This window comes from Klebsiella quasipneumoniae subsp. quasipneumoniae, assembly GCF_020525925.1.
Classification (GTDB): Bacteria; Pseudomonadota; Gammaproteobacteria; order Enterobacterales; family Enterobacteriaceae; genus Klebsiella; species Klebsiella quasipneumoniae.
Genome location: NZ_CP084876.1, coordinates 1879876 through 1895677 on the forward strand (window position 1 = coordinate 1879876; position 15802 = coordinate 1895677).

Genomic DNA, 15802 nt, shown 5'->3' on the forward strand with positions numbered 1-15802 from the left:
CATTTTCCAGCGTTACAAGGTTTGTCATAATCATTTAGGGGTTGCACAAGCTAGTGAATGTTATAATATCACATCACACTCACTCGTTTCGATGACTAGACGCATTATGTTACATAAAAATACGCTTCTTTGCGCTGGACTTGGCGCTGTTTTTTTGTTCGCACAGGTACCGCAGGCCAGTGCCGCCGTGGTGACTTCCATGAAACCGCTGGGCTTTATCGCGGCGGCTATCGCCGATGGGGTTACCGACACCCAGGTGCTGCTGCCCGATGGCGCCTCCGAGCATGATTATTCTCTCCGTCCTTCCGATGTAAAACGCTTACAGAACGCAGACTTAGTGGTGTGGATCGGTCCGGAAATGGAAGCCTTTATGGATAAGTCGACGCAAAGCATTGCGGCGAATAAAAAGGTGACTATCGCAGAGCTGGATGGGGTCAAACCGCTGCTGATGACCGGCGCTGACGACGATGACGATCATCATGGTCATGACCATGGCGCAGCGGAAAAAAGTGACGGCGATCACCATCACGGTATCTACAATATGCATCTGTGGTTATCCCCAGAGATAGCGCGGCTTTCGGCGGTTGCAATCCACGATAAATTATTGGAACTTATGCCGCAGAGTCGAGCCAAACTCGACAGCAACCTGCAGCAGTTCGAGGCCGCGCTGGCGGCGACCGACAAGCAGGTTAGCAATGAGCTGGCACCGCTGAAAGGAAAGGGCTATTTCGTTTTTCATGACGCCTACGGTTACTTTGAAAAACACTACGGTTTGACCTCGCTGGGGCATTTTACCGTCAACCCTGAAATACAGCCCGGTGCGCAGCGTTTACACGAAATCAGAACACAACTGGTTGAGCAGAAAGCCACTTGCGTTTTTGCTGAGCCACAGTTCAGGCCAGCGGTTATCGAAGCTGTTGCCCGGGGCACGTCTGTGCGCATGGGGACCCTGGATCCACTGGGTAGCGGAATTAAGCTGGGTAAAGCGAGTTACCCGCAATTCCTCACCCAGCTGGCGAATCAGTATTCGAGCTGCCTGAAAGGAGATTAACGAGGAAGTGAATACGTGCAACAGATAGCCCGCGCTGTCACTCAGGCATTTAACAATCTGCCACGACCTCATCGCGTCATGCTGGGGTCGCTTAGCGTTCTTACCTTAGCGGTCGCCGTCTGGCGACCCTACATTTACCACCCGGAATCCGCCCCCATCGTCAGAACCATTGAACTGGAAAAAAGCGAGATCCGCTCCCTGCTGCCGGAAGCCTCCGAGCCGATCGACCAGGCCCCGCAGGAAGAAGAAGCCATTCCTCAGGATGAACTCGACGAAAAAGCCGATAGCGATGCCGGCGGGCACGAATACGTGGTGTCGACCGGCGATACCCTCAGCAGCATCCTGAACCAGTACGGTATCGATATGGGTGATATCGCCCAGCTCTCCTCCGCCGATAAAGAGTTGCGTAATCTGAAGATTGGCCAGCAGCTCTCCTGGACCCTGACCGCCGACGGCGATCTGCAGAGTCTGACCTGGGAGATGTCCCGCCGCGAAACCCGCACCTACACCCGCGTGGCTAACGGCTTTAAAATGAGCAGCGAGCTGCAGAAAGGCGACTGGGTCAACAGCGTGCTGAAAGGCACCGTCGGCGCCAGCTTTGTCTCCAGCGCGCGCGATGCCGGGCTGACCAGCACGGAAATCAGCGCGGTGATCAAGGCCATGCAGTGGCAGATGGATTTCCGTAAGCTGAAGAAAGGCGATGAGTTCTCGGTATTGATGTCGCGCGAAATGCTTGACGGCAAACGCGAGCAAAGCCAGCTGCTTGGCGTGCGTCTGCGTTCTGACGGGAAGGACTACTTTGCCATCCGTGCCGAAGACGGAAAATTCTACGACCGCAACGGGACGGGGCTGGCGAAAGGCTTTATGCGCTTCCCGACGGCGCGTCAGTTCCGCGTCTCCTCTAACTTTAACCCGCGTCGTCTGAACCCGGTCACCGGGCGCGTCGCGCCGCACCGTGGCGTCGATTTCGCGATGCCGCAGGGAACGCCGGTGCTGGCGGTGGGTGATGGCGAAGTGGTGGTGGCCAAGCGTAGCGGCGCCGCCGGGTATTACGTGGCCATCCGCCACGGCCGTACCTATACCACTCGCTACATGCACCTGCGTAAGCTGCTGGTGAAGCCGGGGCAGAAAGTGAAGCGCGGGGATCGTATTGCGCTGTCGGGGAATACCGGACGCTCAACCGGGCCGCACCTGCACTACGAAGTGTGGATCAACCAGCAGGCGGTCAACCCGCTGACGGCGAAACTGCCGCGTACCGAAGGGCTGAGCGGCTCCGACCGTACCGATTATCTGGCGCAGGTCAAAGAGGTCGTTCCGCAGCTACGGTTTGACTAACCACCGGTCAGTGGAAAGCCGGTGCCCCAGGGCGCCGGCTTTTTATTTTGTAGGATACCCAACGTCTCGCTACACTATCCCATTATCTTGATTAAGCAGTCGATCTGCGGATTGGGCATGGAAACGAAAAAAAATAATATTGAGTTTATCCCTAAGTTTGAAAAATCTTTTTTACTGCCGCGCTACTGGGGCGCCTGGCTGGGGGTCTTTGCCTTCGCCGGTATTGCGCTGACGCCGCCTTCCTTTCGCGATCCGCTCCTCGGCAAACTCGGTCGTCTGGTCGGGCGTCTGGCGAAAAGCTCGCGCCGCCGGGCGCAGATTAATTTGCTGTATTGCTTCCCGGATAAAAGCGAGCACGAGCGGGAAGCGATCATCGACGCCATGTACGCCTCGGCGCCGCAGGCGATGGTGATGATGGCCGAGCTGGGCCTGCGCGATCCGCAGAAAATTCTCGCCCGCGTCGACTGGCAGGGTAAAGCGATCATCGACGAGCTGCAGCGCAATAATGAAAAGGTGATTTTCCTCGTCCCGCACGCATGGGGCGTGGATATCCCGGCGATGCTGATGGCCTCCGGCGGGCAGAAGATGGCGGCGATGTTCCACAACCAGGGTAACCCGGTCTTCGATTACGTGTGGAATACCGTACGTCGTCGTTTTGGCGGAAGGATGCACGCGCGCAACGACGGGATCAAACCGTTTATTCAGTCGGTGCGCCAGGGTTACTGGGGCTACTATCTCCCCGATCAGGATCACGGCGCTGAGCACAGCGAGTTTGTGGATTTCTTCGCGACCTATAAGGCCACGCTGCCGGCGATTGGCCGTTTAATGAAGGTATGCCGCGCCCGCGTCGTTCCGCTGTTCCCGGTCTACGATGGCAAAACGCATCGCCTGACGGTGCTGGTGCGCCCGCCGATGGACGATCTGCTGGACGCTGACGATACAACGATCGCCCGGCGGATGAACGAAGAGGTGGAGGTGTTTGTTACGCCGCACACCGAGCAGTACACCTGGATCCTGAAGTTGCTGAAGACGCGCAAGCCGGGTGAAATCGAGCCCTACAAACGCAAAGAGCTGTACCCTAAGAAGTAGTCTGCAGGCGCGCCAGTGGGCATTCCCGGCTCACTGGCTATATTGCGTCAGCAACATCATGTTCTCAGCCGCAAGCCGGTAACGATACTCCGGTCGGCCGGTGATACCGTAGTGATTGCTGGTGAAGAGCACGTTGATCTGCTCCAGCCAAATCAGGTATTTGCGGCATGAAACTCTGGAGATCTGCAGTGCCGCCGCCAGCTCATTGGTTGAAAAATCTCGCGCCTGATGAGCGATTATCCACCGGCACACCAGGCGAAGCGTTTGCGGCGTCAGCCCTTTCGGCAAGCGGCGGGGGCCGTCCTGTTGTTGAACCCCGCGGCGTAGCAGGGTGTCGATATCCGCCTGGGCGTAGCAGGATTTCGCTTGCTTCGCATCGCGTTTATTGCGCCAGGTTCGCAGGGCTTCCTCAAAGCGCGGAAACTGAAACGGTTTAATCAGGTAATCAACCACGCCATAGCGCAGCGCCGTCTGCACGGTGAGCGCATCGGCGGCGGACGTCATCATGATGACATCAATATTCCGCCCATCAGCGCGAAGCGCCGGCAGCAGGTCCAGGCCGCTCTCCTGTTGCATATAGACATCCAGCAGCAGCAGATCGATCGGCGCCAGATGGCTCAGCATCGCGTTAGCATCGGCGATCGTCGCCGCGACTCCGCAGCAGTGAAAATCAGCTACCTGGCTGATAAACAACCGGTTCAGTTCGGCCACCATAGGATCATCATCGACAATCAGCACATTGAACATGGGTGGTTCCCCCGAGTGGCGGGAAGCCAGCCGGCTTCCCGCGAGATGAGCGATCACAATGACGAACGTTTATACGCGGTGTAGCGCGCTCGCCAAAAGGTTTTATCGATGTTCGCCGCCAGCTGCGCCTCGTCAATCTGCGGCGCTACGCCGTCGAGTTGAGCCGCGCGGGCGACCTCTGCGGCAATAGCCCGTGAGATCATCTCGATCTCTTCCACCGGCGGCAGTAAACCGCCGGTTTCGCGGGTCGCCAGAGGCGAGTGGGCGGCCAGCGTTTTACTGCAGGTGATAAGCATTGCTTCGGTGACGCGCTCGGCTTTACTGGCAAGGATCCCCAGCCCCAGACCGGGGAAAATATAGGCGTTGTTGCACTGGGCAATGTCGTAGGTTTTGCCGTTATAGAAGACAGGGTCGAACGGGCTGCCGGTGGCGATGAGCGCGCTACCCCGGGTCCACTCCAGCAGATCCTTCGGCTGGGCCTCGGCTCGGGAGGTGGGGTTAGAGAGCGGCATAATAATCGGGCGCGGGCAGTGCCGATGCATCTCTTTCACTATCTCTTCGCTAAACAGCCCCGGCTGGCCTGACACGCCGATCAGCACGGTAGGGTGGACGTTGCGTACGACATCCATCAGCGACAGCTGGGCCGCCTCGGTATCCCAGTGGGCGATATTGGCTCGGGGGGTGACCAGCTCGCGCTGAAAATTGAGCAGATTAGGCATCTCATCAGTCAGCAGACCAAAGCGGTCAACCATAAAGATGCGGCGACGTGCTTCCGTTTCTGAGAGCCCATCATCCACCATCAGCGCAATGATTTTTTCCGCAATGCCGCATCCGGCCGAACCGCCGCCCAGGAAAACCACCCGCTGGTCGCGGAGCGACGTCCCGGCGGCGGCAGCGGCAGCGATCAGGGTTCCCGAGGTCACGGCGGCGGTTCCCTGAATATCATCGTTAAAACAGCACAGCTGGTGTCGATAGCGGTTGAGCAGTCGCGTGGCATTCTTTTGGGCAAAATCTTCAAACTGGAGCAATACAGTCGGCCAGCGCTGCTGAATGGCATGGACAAACATGTCCATAAACTCCAGGTACTGCTCATCGCTGATGCGCGGATGTCGCCAGCCCATATACAGCGGATCCTCCAGATGCTGCGGATTGTTGGTCCCGACATCTAACATAATGGGCAGCGTTGATGCCGGGTGAATGCCCCCGCAGGCGGTATATAACGAGAGTTTGCCAATGGGGATCCCCATACCGCCGATCCCCTGGTCGCCCAGCCCCAGAATACGCTCGCCATCGGTTACCACGATGACTTTAATATCGTTGCGGGAAAACCCCTGCAGCATCTCGTCAATATGGTGACGGTTGGGCCAGGAGATGAACAGGCCGCGTCCCCGGCGATATATTTCTGAAAAGTGTTCGCACGCTTCACCCACCGTCGGGGTATAAATAATGGGCAGCGTCTCTTTCATATGGCTGCGCAGCAGGTTATAGAATAACGTCTCGTTTGTGTCCTGAATATTTCTGAGATAAATATGGCGCGAAATGCTTTTTTTGAACTGACAAAACTGACCCCATGCGCGCTCGGTTTGTTCCTCAATGGTTTCCACATTGTGCGGTAACAGTCCCTGAAGATTAAACGCTGTGCGTTCGCTTTCCGTAAACGCGAGGCCTTTATTTAATAACGGGTTTTCCAGCAGGACAGCACCGTTATAGGGGGTGTATAAGGTTTCTGTGGCTAACATTACGTGACTCCTGAATATCAAATTAAAACATTGCCTGATGTCTTGGTGTTTTATTTCTGTGATTACGAAATGAGATAAATCATGACGCCTTCGGTGACCACACCGATGGCGGTGCCCAGCAAAATAGAAGATGAGGCGGGTTCAATATAGGTATCGCTGCGCAGGGCAAACATCCCCGCCGCGATAGCGGAAGGCGTCGCACCAATGATAATAACCTGTTGCATCAGGGTATGACTGAGCCCAAAGGCCAGCCCGGCCAGCGCCATCATGGCCGGCTGGATCAGGTTTTTAATACTAATGTTGGTGCAGGTTTGAATATTGACCGTCGGACGTTCACCGTAAAACAGCAGCCCAAGGGCGAACAGTGACAGACCGCCGGCGATTTTACCCACCATTTCGACGGGCACGCTGAGCAGAGGCGGCAGCTGGATCCCGGCCAGGCTGAGCAGCACCCCGGAAATGGGGATCCAGACAATGGGATTTCGCACGGCGTTAAGTAGGTTTTGCAGGATCAACTGCTTGGCGTGGAGCTGGGGAGCCTCAGCGTCTCCGGGCTGGTCTCCCATGCGGATCAGGATGATGGTCAGAGGGATCATCAACACGCTGGTCACCAGGTTTCCGATAAGCACCCCGAGAAAGCCCTCCGGACCTATCAGCACCGCCAGCACGGGGGCGCCAAAGTAGGCCATATCGGGGAAGGCGCAAACCAGCGACTGAATCGCGCTGGTTTTAATATCATGACGAAAAACGTAGCGCGAGATCAGTAGCGTAAGAAAATACGACCCCATCAGACCAATAACCAGCACCGCCATAAAGGTGAAGTTTTTTATTTTATCCGGGCTGGTATGTAATGCGCCGATAAAAAGATGAAAAGGAAGGGCAAAGCGGATAACCACCGTGGCAAGAACGGAGGCGTCCTCACGGCGGGTATAGCCGAGTTTACCGCTAAGCCATCCGAGCAGCATGATAAATACCAACGGGAAAAGAGATTGCAAGAGCAGTGAAGGCATAAAATGTCCTGACATATATTATCGGGTTGTTGTGCTGCCAATCTAACGATCCCCTAATATTTAAAAGGTGATAGCCATCACAGTCATCTGGCTTTAAATAATTTCGCCTTGGCTACTTTACTTACAAATAGAGAAAAGATTATTAAATCATAGCGTTGTATTAACAGAGTTCATTATTTTAGCTGGCGATAACTTTAGCTTCGCGATAATAAATTAAATTACTTAAAATAAACTTTATGGCTCAGTCACAAAGCCGGCAGCGTTAATACGGTTGTCGTTTTTAGTTTTAAAGTCCTGTGCTACCGTTTCAGTGTATTTAGTTGATACGGCGTTTAGTGCTTTTTAGTTCATAGTGCTGCGCGATTTTAATATTGCATCCTGACCCTACGTGACCTCCTTATTATTCAGGTAAAAATATGAAAAATAATTCACTCAACCACCCGATAGATAAAACGTTGCCGAACGGGCAAGCGACTCGACTTTTCGCCAATATCGAAGTCGGCGCCGTGCCGTTAACGCTGTTTATAGGTATTGCCGCGATAGTGGCGCTCTCCGCTGGCGCGGGGTTGTTGCCAAAAAACATGATTGGCGGACTGGCGGTCATCATGACCCTCGGGTTCGCACTGGCGAAAATTGGCCGCATGGTGCCGGTGTTAAAAGATATTGGCGGTCCGGCGATTTTGTGTCTGATGACGCCCTCAGTGCTGGTCTACTTTGGCGTATTTGAAGCGCATACGCTCGATACCGTGCATTTGCTGATGAAGGAGGCCAATCTCCTCTATTTCGTCATCGCCTGCCTGGTGGTCGGCAGTATCCTTGGCATGAACCGCACGATTCTGATCCAGGGGATGGTGCGCATGTTTGTCCCGTTGGTGGTCGGAACCGGCGCGGCAATCGTAACCGGCCTGCTGGTGGGCAGCTTATTCGGCTACAGTATGTATCACACCTTCTTCTTTATCATTGTGCCGATTATCGGCGGCGGCATCGGCGAAGGGATCCTGCCGTTGTCGCTGGCTTATTCGGCGATCCTCGGACAGGCGCCAGATGTCTACGTGGCCCAACTGGCGCCGGCGGCGGTGGTGGGTAACATCTTCGCCATTATCTGCGCCGGCATTCTGGCCCGCATGGCCGCTCGTCGCCCGGCGCTGTCCGGCAACGGGATGCTGATCCGCAGCCATGAAGATAATAGCGTCTTTGCGCAAAATCAGAGTACGCAGCCCACCGATTTTCAACTCATGGGCGCCGGGTTGCTGATGATTTGCGCCTTTTTCATCATCGGCGGTCTGCTGGAGAAGGTGGTGCATATTCCGGGGCCGGTTCTGATGATTCTGGCGGCGGTATTCTGCAAATATACAAAAGTTATCCCGGCGGCGATGGAGCTGGGGGCGCACAGTTGCTACAAGTTCGTCTCCGCCGCGCTGGTGTGGCCGCTGATGATCGGCCTGGGCATGCTGTATGTACCGCTGGAGAGCGTGGTCTCGGTCTTCTCCGTTGGCTACGTCGTGGTGTGCGGCTCCATTGTCATTGCCATGGCGCTGAGCGGGTTCTTTATCGCTTCACGCCTTAATATGTATCCTGTGGAAGCCGCCATCGTTACCAGCTGCCACAGTGGGCTGGGCGGAACGGGGGATGTCGCCATTCTCTCGGCCTCAAACCGCATGGGATTGATGCCGTTTGCACAGATTGCGACGCGTATCGGTGGGGCGTCGACGGTGATCGCTGCGACGCTATTGCTGAGCTGGATGGTGTAGCCTGCCGGGCGTTGGGCAAAAAAATACCTGCCAGCCGTAGCGCTGGCAGGTAGAGACCGAGGCTTACTCGACGGTGAGGATACGCGTGGTGTTGGTGCTGCCGATGGTGCTCATCACGTCACCCTGGGTAACGACCACCAGATCGCCGGAGACCAGGTAGCCTTTGTCCCGCAGCAGATTGACGGCATCGTGCGCAGCGGCCACCCCGTCATTCTGGCTGTCGAAGAACACCGGCGTCACCCCGCGGTAGAGGGCGGTCAGGTTCAGGGTGCGCTCGTGGCGGGACAGGGCGAAAATCGGCAGACCGGAGCTGATGCGCGAGGTCATCAGCGCGGTACGGCCCGATTCGGTCATGGTGATGATGGCCGTGATGCCTTTCAGGTGGTTGGCGGCATACATCGCCGACATGGCAATCGCTTCTTCCACGTTGTCGAACTGGACGTCCAGACGGTGTTTGGAGACATTGAGGCTCGGGATTTTTTCGGCGCCCAGACAGACGCGCGCCATCGCGGCCACGGTTTCCGACGGGTACTGACCGGCAGCGGTTTCCGCGGAGAGCATCACCGCATCGGTACCATCCAGCACGGCGTTGGCCACGTCCATGACTTCCGCACGGGTCGGCATCGGGTTGGTGATCATCGACTCCATCATCTGGGTGGCGGTGATGACGGAACGGTTCAGCTGACGCGCACGACGAATCAGCGCTTTCTGGATGCCCACCAGCTCCGGATCGCCGATTTCGACCCCGAGGTCACCGCGGGCAACCATCACCACATCGGAGGCGAGGATCACGTCGTCCATGGCGTCCTGGTCGCAGACGGCTTCCGCACGCTCGACTTTGGCGACGATTTTCGCATCGCAACCGGCATCGCGCGCCAGGCGACGGGCGTAGTTCAGGTCTTCGCCGCAGCGCGGGAAGGAGACGGCGAGATAGTCGACGCCGATTTTAGCGGCGGTGACGATATCGGCCTTGTCTTTGTCAGTCAGCGCTTCGGCAGACAGGCCGCCGCCCAGCTTGTTAATCCCTTTGTTGTTGGACAACGGGCCGCCGACGGTCACTTCGGTGAACACTTTCATCCCCTGAACTTCGAGGACTTTCAGCTGCACGCGACCATCGTCGAGCAGCAGGATATCGCCGGGCACGACGTCCGCCGGCAGGCCTTTATAGTCGATTCCGACTTTCTCTTTGTCGCCTTCGCCCTTGCCGAGGTTGGCGTCGAGCAGGAATTTGTCGCCGACGTTGAGGAAAATTTTGCCTTCTTTAAAGGTCGATACGCGAATTTTTGGTCCCTGGAGGTCGCCGAGGATGGCTACGTGACGGCCCAGTTTTGCCGCAATCTCACGCACTTTATCGGCACGGAGCTGATGATCTTCCGGGGTGCCGTGAGAGAAGTTCATACGCACTACGTTTGCGCCCGCGGCGATAACTTTTTCCAGGTTGTTATCGCGGTCAGTTGCCGGGCCTAAGGTAGTAACGATTTTGGTTCTGCGAAGCCTTCTGGACATGTAATACTCCGTTGACTGATACAACTTTGGTGTTGCGTGAACATGGATTCGGTAGCGCCAGCCTGCAACGTCGCACAGCCGGATCGTTATCGAAGGTGTAATGGGGTACTGCTTGTTATCAACTTTTATTGATTATCACTGGGTACGAACGGTTCTTTATCAAAACGCGATTCCTTCAGCGCTTCCTTGACCCTCTTCAAGTTATCTCTGAATTTTGCTCCCCGGCGCAGGGTAAAGCCAGTTGCCAGCACGTCAATGACGGTCAACTGGGCCAGACGCGAGACCATTGGCATATAGATGTCGGTATCTTCCGGCACATCCAGGGTAATGGCCAGCGTGGCTTCCCGGGCCAGCGGCGAGCCGGGGGAGGTGAGGGCGATCACCATGGCATCGTTTTCACGGGCCAGCTGCGCCAGCTCCACCAGGCTCTTGGTCCTGCCGGTATGCGAGATAATCACCACCACATCATCGTCATCGCAATTCATACAGCTCATGCGTTGCAGGACAATGTCGTCGGAATAGATGACCGGCACGTTAAAGCGGAAAAATTTGTTCATCGCGTCATGAGCGACCGCCGCCGAAGAGCCCAGGCCGAAAAAGGCGATTTTTTTGGCCTGAGTCAGGAGATCCACCGCGCGATTCACTGCCGACATGTCGAGAGAATGATGGACCTGATCTAAACTCGCCATGGCCGATTCAAATATTTTTCCCGTGTATGACTCAACGCTGTCGTCTTCATCAACATTGCGGTTAACATAGAGTGTGCCGTGCGCAAGGCTCTGGGCGAGATGCAGTTTGAAATCAGGAAAGCCACGGGTTTCGAGACTGCGGCAAAAGCGATTGACGGTCGGTTCGCTCACCCCGGCCTCAAGGGCGAGGGCGGCGATGCTCGAATGAATAGCCTGCGCGGGGGTGGCAAGGATCACTTCCGCCACTTTGCGTTCAGATTTGCTAAGGTGTTCCAGTCGGGACTGGATTTTTTCCAGCATGTTCATTAGTAACAGGGCGCTCATCAATGGAAACGATTTCATTAATGGGTGAAATCATCGGGCGTTTTAGCAAGAATATACCCCTCCGCAAGCGCAAGCGGTGAGGAATGACGGGAAAAAATGTTGTTTTTTTTCATTACATGATCAGAGTCGTATTTTACTGACCTGAAACAGGAACAAACAACGAACAATATCAGCCAGATGCCCAAATCATCGCCGAATGTTTTCACCCTGTGCGGTTTTCCCGCCGCAAACGGAGGGGAAGGCTTTCGGGAAATACGTAAACACAGTACAGTGCAGTGTAAGAAAATTACAAATATAGCCTGGCAAAAGCACCAGACTATCAACTGAGGAGAATGACATGGCGGTAACGCAAACGGCCCAGGCATGCGACCTGGTCATTTTCGGCGCGAAGGGCGACCTGGCGCGGCGTAAATTGTTGCCTTCCCTGTATCAGCTTGAAAAGGCGGGCCAGATCCACGCCGACACCCGGATCATTGGCGTCGGCCGTGCCGACTGGGATAAAGCGGCTTACACCAAAGTGGTGCGCGAAGCGCTGGAAACCTTCATGAAGGAAAAAATTGATGAAGGTTTGTGGGATTCCCTGAGCGGACGCCTGGAGTTCTGTAATCTTGACGTCAATGACACCAGCGGATTCAGCCGCCTGGGCGACATGCTGGACCAAAAGAATCGCGTCACCATCAACTATTTCGCCATGCCGCCGAGCACCTTTGGCGCCATCTGTAAAGGTCTGGGCGAAGCGAAGCTCAATGCCAAGCCTGCGCGCGTGGTCATGGAAAAACCGCTGGGCACCTCGCTGGAAACCTCGCGGGAAATCAACGATCAGGTCGGCGAGTTTTTTGAAGAGTGCCAGGTCTACCGTATCGACCACTACCTCGGAAAAGAGACGGTGCTCAACCTGCTGGCGCTGCGCTTTGCCAACTCCCTGTTCGTCAATAACTGGGACTGCCGTACCATCGATCATGTGGAAATCACCGTCGCGGAAGAGGTAGGCATTGAAGGGCGCTGGGGGTACTTCGACCAGGCCGGACAGATGCGCGACATGATCCAGAACCACCTGCTGCAGATCCTGTGCATGATTGCCATGTCGCCGCCGTCCGATCTCAGCGCCGACAGCATCCGTGATGAAAAGGTTAAAGTGCTGAAATCCCTGCGCCGTATTGACCGCTCCAACGTGCGCGAGAAAACCGTTCGCGGCCAGTACACCGCCGGCTTTGCCCAGGGCAAAAAAGTGCCAGGCTACCTCGAAGAAGAGGGGGCGAACAAAACCAGCAACACCGAAACCTTCGTGGCGATCCGCGTTGATATCGATAACTGGCGCTGGGCTGGCGTACCGTTCTATCTGCGCACCGGCAAACGTCTGCCGACCAAATGTTCCGAAGTGGTGGTTTATTTCAAAACGCCGGAGCTGAACCTGTTTAAAGAGACCTGGCAGGAGCTGCCGCAGAACAAGCTGACCATTCGTCTGCAACCGGACGAAGGGGTGGATATTCAGGTCCTGAACAAAGTGCCGGGCCTCGACCACAAGCATAACCTGCAGATCACCAAGCTGGATCTGAGCTACTCCGAAACCTTCAACCAGACGCATCTGGCCGATGCCTATGAACGTCTGCTGCTGGAGACCATGCGCGGTATCCAGGCGCTGTTCGTCCGCCGTGATGAAGTGGAAGAGGCGTGGAAGTGGGTGGACTCCATCACCGAAGCCTGGGCGGCCGACCGCGATGCGCCGAAACCGTATCAGGCCGGGACCTGGGGACCCGTGGCCTCGGTGGCCATGATCACCCGCGATGGCCGCTCGTGGAACGAGTTCGAGTAAGCTCGCGGTCTTATCCGTCAGGGGTATTTTACCGGTAACATGATCTGACGCAGAAAGTCGCACGCTTTTTAATCTTTTAAGCCCCGTGAGGATTCACCCACGGGGCTTTTTTTATTACACTGCCTACAGACATTTTGCCCCTGAGCGCTGGTGTTGGTGGCTTCGGGCACCAAAACACGTCATCTCGCAGCGGCCGGACAGATAAAATTTTGAGGAGCCTTTATGAATTCGACAATGTTACGGGTAACAAATCGCATTATCGAACGGTCGCGTGATACCCGCGCGGCTTACCTCGCAAGGATTAACCAGGCCAAAACCGACACCGTGCATCGTGCGCAACTGGCCTGCGGCAATCTGGCTCACGGTTTCGCGGCCTGTCAGGCCGACGACAAAGCCTCCCTGAAAAGCATGTTGCGCAACAACATCGCCATCATCACCTCCTATAACGATATGTTGTCCGCCCATCAGCCCTACGAACACTACCCGGATATCATTCGCAAAGCGCTGCACAGCGCCAATGCGGTCGGCCAGGTGGCCGGCGGCGTGCCGGCGATGTGCGACGGCGTGACCCAGGGACAGGACGGCATGGAGCTCTCTCTCCTGAGTCGCGAAGTGATCGCCATGTCCGCGGCCATCGGCCTGTCGCATAACATGTTCGATGGCGCGCTGTATCTCGGCGTGTGCGATAAAATTGTGCCCGGACTGACCATGGCGGCGCTCTCATTCGGCCACCTGCCGTCGGTCTTTATTCCCTCCGGTCCGATGGCCAGCGGCCTGCCTAATAAAGAGAAGGTTCGCATTCGCCAGCTGTACGCAGAGGGCAAAGTTGACCGCATGGCGCTGCTGGAGTCCGAAGCCGCTTCTTACCACGCTCCGGGGACCTGTACGTTCTACGGTACGGCAAACACCAACCAGATGGTGGTGGAGTTTATGGGCATGCAGCTGCCGGGATCGTCCTTCGTCCATCCGGATGCCCCGCTGCGGGAAGCGCTGACCGCCGCCGCCGCGCGCCAGGTCACCCGCATGACCGGCAATGGCAACGAGTGGATGCCGTTGGGCAAAATGTTTGACGAAAAAGTGGTGGTCAACGGCATTGTGGCGCTGCTGGCGACCGGCGGTTCCACCAACCACACCATGCACCTGGTGGCGATGGCCCGCGCGGCGGGCATCATCATTAACTGGGATGATTTCTCCGACCTGTCAGACGTGGTGCCGCTGCTGGCGCGCCTCTACCCCAACGGCCCGGCGGATATCAACCATTTCCAGGCGGCGGGCGGCGTTCCGGTTCTGGTGCGCGAGCTGCTGAAAGGCGGCCTGCTGCATGAGGACGTTCACACCGTCGCCGGCTTCGGCCTGTCGCGCTACACCCTCGAGCCGTGGCTCAACAACGGCGAGCTGGACTGGCGGGAAGGCGCGACGGCGCCGCTTGACGATCAGGTCATCGCGACGTTCGAGAAACCGTTCTCCCGTCACGGCGGCACCAAAGTGCTGAGCGGTAACCTCGGCCGTGCGGTCATGAAAACCTCGGCAGTCCCGGTAGAGAACCAGGTGATCGAAGCGCCGGCGGTGGTGTTCGAGAGCCAGCACGACGTGTTGCCGGCCTTTGAAGCGGGTCTGCTGGACAAAGACTGCGTGGTGGTGGTCCGTCATCAGGGGCCAAAAGCGAACGGGATGCCAGAATTACATAAACTTATGCCGCCACTTGGTGTATTATTGGACCGCCGTTTCAAAATAGCGCTGGTGACCGATGGCCGACTCTCTGGCGCCTCCGGTAAAGTCCCGTCAGCCATCCATGTCACGCCTGAAGCCTATGATGGTGGGTTGCTGGCGAAAGTGCGCGATGGCGATCTTATTCGCGTGAACGGGCAGACGGGGGAACTGACGCTGCTGGTGGACGATGCCGAACTGGCGGCGCGTCAGCCGCATATCCCTGACCTCAGCGCGTCGCGCGTAGGAACCGGTCGGGAGATGTTTGGGGCGCTGCGTGAGAAGCTCTCTGGCGCGGAGCAGGGCGCAACCTGCATCACTTTTTAAGACGATTAAATTTCTAGATCTGGCGAGAGAAAATCCTGATGAAAAACTGGAAAACAACAGCAGAAGCAATCCTCACCTCCGGTCCGGTTGTCCCGGTTATCGTAGTGAAAAAGCTGGAACACGCGGTACCGATGGCGAAAGCGCTGGTCGCGGGCGGCGTGCGCGTCCTGGAAGTGACTCTGCGCACCGAGTGTGCCCTGGAGGCGATCCGCGCGATTGCTAAAGAAGTGCCGGACGCGATTGTCGGCGCGGGCACGGTTACCAACGTCGAGCAGCTGAAAGCGGTAACAGAAGCCGGCGCGCAGTTCGCTATCAGCCCGGGGCTGACCGAATCTCTGCTGAAAGCGGCGACCGAAGACGGCACTATTCCGCTGATCCCGGGGATCAGCACCGTCTCCGAGCTGATGCTGGGCATGCAGTACGGTCTGAAAGAGTTTAAATTCTTCCCGGCGGAAGCCAACGGCGGCGTGAAAGCGCTGCAGGCGATTGCTGGTCCGTTCGGTCACATTCGTTTCTGCCCGACCGGCGGTATCTCCCCGGCCAACTACCGTGATTACCTGGCGCTGAACAGCGTGCTGTGCATCGGTGGTTCCTGGCTGGTGCCGGCCGACGCCCTGGAAGCTGGCGACTACGATCGCATCACCACCCTGGCGCGTGAAGCGGTGGAAGGCGCGAAGTAAACCGCGCCTCAAGGTCAACAACCCGGTCAGCGGC

At 56.7% G+C, this 15802-nt stretch carries 13 protein-coding genes; 8 read left to right on the top strand and 5 right to left on the bottom strand.

Features of this window, described 5'->3' with window-relative positions; all coding sequences use genetic code 11:
• Positions 1 to 106 precede the first annotated feature (106 nt).
• The 3 genes from znuA to lpxM all read left to right on the top strand — a co-directional run bounded on the left by znuA (position 107) and on the right by lpxM (position 3475).
• A complete protein-coding gene (znuA, locus tag LGM20_RS09115) occupies positions 107 to 1051 on the top strand; it encodes a zinc ABC transporter substrate-binding protein ZnuA (RefSeq protein ID WP_032428922.1) in 945 nt (314 codons plus the stop codon).
• Positions 1052 to 1066: 15 nt separating this feature from the next.
• Positions 1067 to 2386, top strand: a complete 1320-nt coding sequence (mepM, locus tag LGM20_RS09120) for a murein DD-endopeptidase MepM (protein ID WP_023290249.1) — start codon at positions 1067 to 1069, stop codon at positions 2384 to 2386.
• Positions 2387 to 2503: 117 nt separating this feature from the next.
• Positions 2504 to 3475, top strand: a complete 972-nt coding sequence (gene lpxM / locus LGM20_RS09125; RefSeq protein WP_044523984.1) for a lauroyl-Kdo(2)-lipid IV(A) myristoyltransferase — start codon at positions 2504 to 2506, stop codon at positions 3473 to 3475.
• A gap of 30 nt (positions 3476 to 3505) precedes the next feature.
• Here lpxM and dcuR read toward each other — a convergent pair whose 3' ends face one another.
• The 3 genes from dcuR to LGM20_RS09140 all read right to left on the bottom strand — a co-directional run bounded on the left by dcuR (position 3506) and on the right by LGM20_RS09140 (position 6971).
• The gene (dcuR, locus tag LGM20_RS09130) at positions 3506 to 4222 is read right to left on the bottom strand and encodes a two-component system response regulator DcuR (protein WP_023290248.1); all 717 of its coding nucleotides are present in this window, start codon (positions 4220 to 4222) and stop codon (positions 3506 to 3508) included.
• Positions 4223 to 4275: 53 nt separating this feature from the next.
• A complete protein-coding gene (locus LGM20_RS09135) occupies positions 4276 to 5961 on the bottom strand; it encodes an NAD-dependent malic enzyme (RefSeq protein ID WP_044523983.1) in 1686 nt (561 codons plus the stop codon).
• A gap of 62 nt (positions 5962 to 6023) precedes the next feature.
• On the bottom strand, positions 6024 to 6971 hold the full coding sequence (locus LGM20_RS09140; protein WP_044523982.1) for an AEC family transporter: 948 nt from the start codon (positions 6969 to 6971) through the stop codon (positions 6024 to 6026).
• A 416-nt stretch (positions 6972 to 7387) separates the two neighbouring features.
• On the opposite strand from LGM20_RS09140, the gene LGM20_RS09145 reads away from it, so the two are divergent.
• Positions 7388 to 8722 carry a 2-hydroxycarboxylate transporter family protein gene (locus tag LGM20_RS09145; protein WP_044523981.1) on the top strand — a complete coding sequence of 445 codons (1335 nt, stop codon included), beginning with the start codon at positions 7388 to 7390 and terminating at the stop codon, positions 8720 to 8722.
• Positions 8723 to 8785: 63 nt separating this feature from the next.
• Here LGM20_RS09145 and pyk read toward each other — a convergent pair whose 3' ends face one another.
• Together pyk and LGM20_RS09155 are read right to left on the bottom strand one after the other, a co-directional pair.
• Positions 8786 to 10228 carry a pyruvate kinase gene (gene pyk, locus LGM20_RS09150; RefSeq protein ID WP_002911440.1) on the bottom strand — a complete coding sequence of 481 codons (1443 nt, stop codon included), beginning with the start codon at positions 10226 to 10228 and terminating at the stop codon, positions 8786 to 8788.
• Positions 10229 to 10353: 125 nt separating this feature from the next.
• A complete protein-coding gene (locus LGM20_RS09155; RefSeq protein WP_072096624.1) occupies positions 10354 to 11259 on the bottom strand; it encodes a MurR/RpiR family transcriptional regulator in 906 nt (301 codons plus the stop codon).
• Between the two features lie 159 nt (positions 11260 to 11418).
• Here LGM20_RS09155 and LGM20_RS09160 point away from each other — a divergent pair, with 159 nt between their 5' ends.
• From LGM20_RS09160 to LGM20_RS09175, 4 genes are all read left to right on the top strand, one after another.
• Positions 11419 to 11568 (top strand): hypothetical protein, encoded by a 150-nt coding sequence (locus LGM20_RS09160; protein ID WP_032453387.1) that lies wholly within the window; start codon positions 11419 to 11421, stop codon positions 11566 to 11568.
• A gap of 10 nt (positions 11569 to 11578) precedes the next feature.
• The gene (gene zwf / locus LGM20_RS09165; protein ID WP_044523979.1) at positions 11579 to 13054 is read left to right on the top strand and encodes a glucose-6-phosphate dehydrogenase; all 1476 of its coding nucleotides are present in this window, start codon (positions 11579 to 11581) and stop codon (positions 13052 to 13054) included.
• Between the two features lie 222 nt (positions 13055 to 13276).
• Positions 13277 to 15088 carry a phosphogluconate dehydratase gene (edd, locus tag LGM20_RS09170; protein WP_023290242.1) on the top strand — a complete coding sequence of 604 codons (1812 nt, stop codon included), beginning with the start codon at positions 13277 to 13279 and terminating at the stop codon, positions 15086 to 15088.
• A 38-nt stretch (positions 15089 to 15126) separates the two neighbouring features.
• Complete coding sequence (locus tag LGM20_RS09175) at positions 15127 to 15768, top strand: bifunctional 4-hydroxy-2-oxoglutarate aldolase/2-dehydro-3-deoxy-phosphogluconate aldolase (protein ID WP_002911423.1); 642 nt, start codon at positions 15127 to 15129, stop codon at positions 15766 to 15768.
• Positions 15769 to 15802: the final 34 nt, after the last annotated feature.

Coding starts and splice junctions, on each gene's coding strand:
- LGM20_RS09145 (WP_044523981.1), top strand. CDS start 7,388: ATGAAAAATAATTCACTCAACCACCCGATAGATAAAACGTTGCCGAAC.
- pyk (WP_002911440.1), bottom strand. CDS start 10,228: ATGTCCAGAAGGCTTCGCAGAACCAAAATCGTTACTACCTTAGGCCCG.
- dcuR (WP_023290248.1), bottom strand. CDS start 4,222: ATGTTCAATGTGCTGATTGTCGATGATGATCCTATGGTGGCCGAACTG.
- znuA (WP_032428922.1), top strand. CDS start 107: ATGTTACATAAAAATACGCTTCTTTGCGCTGGACTTGGCGCTGTTTTT.
- LGM20_RS09135 (WP_044523983.1), bottom strand. CDS start 5,961: ATGTTAGCCACAGAAACCTTATACACCCCCTATAACGGTGCTGTCCTG.
- zwf (WP_044523979.1), top strand. CDS start 11,579: ATGGCGGTAACGCAAACGGCCCAGGCATGCGACCTGGTCATTTTCGGC.
- edd (WP_023290242.1), top strand. CDS start 13,277: ATGAATTCGACAATGTTACGGGTAACAAATCGCATTATCGAACGGTCG.
- LGM20_RS09175 (WP_002911423.1), top strand. CDS start 15,127: ATGAAAAACTGGAAAACAACAGCAGAAGCAATCCTCACCTCCGGTCCG.
- LGM20_RS09155 (WP_072096624.1), bottom strand. CDS start 11,259: ATGAAATCGTTTCCATTGATGAGCGCCCTGTTACTAATGAACATGCTG.
- LGM20_RS09140 (WP_044523982.1), bottom strand. CDS start 6,971: ATGCCTTCACTGCTCTTGCAATCTCTTTTCCCGTTGGTATTTATCATG.
- LGM20_RS09160 (WP_032453387.1), top strand. CDS start 11,419: ATGCCCAAATCATCGCCGAATGTTTTCACCCTGTGCGGTTTTCCCGCC.
- lpxM (WP_044523984.1), top strand. CDS start 2,504: ATGGAAACGAAAAAAAATAATATTGAGTTTATCCCTAAGTTTGAAAAA.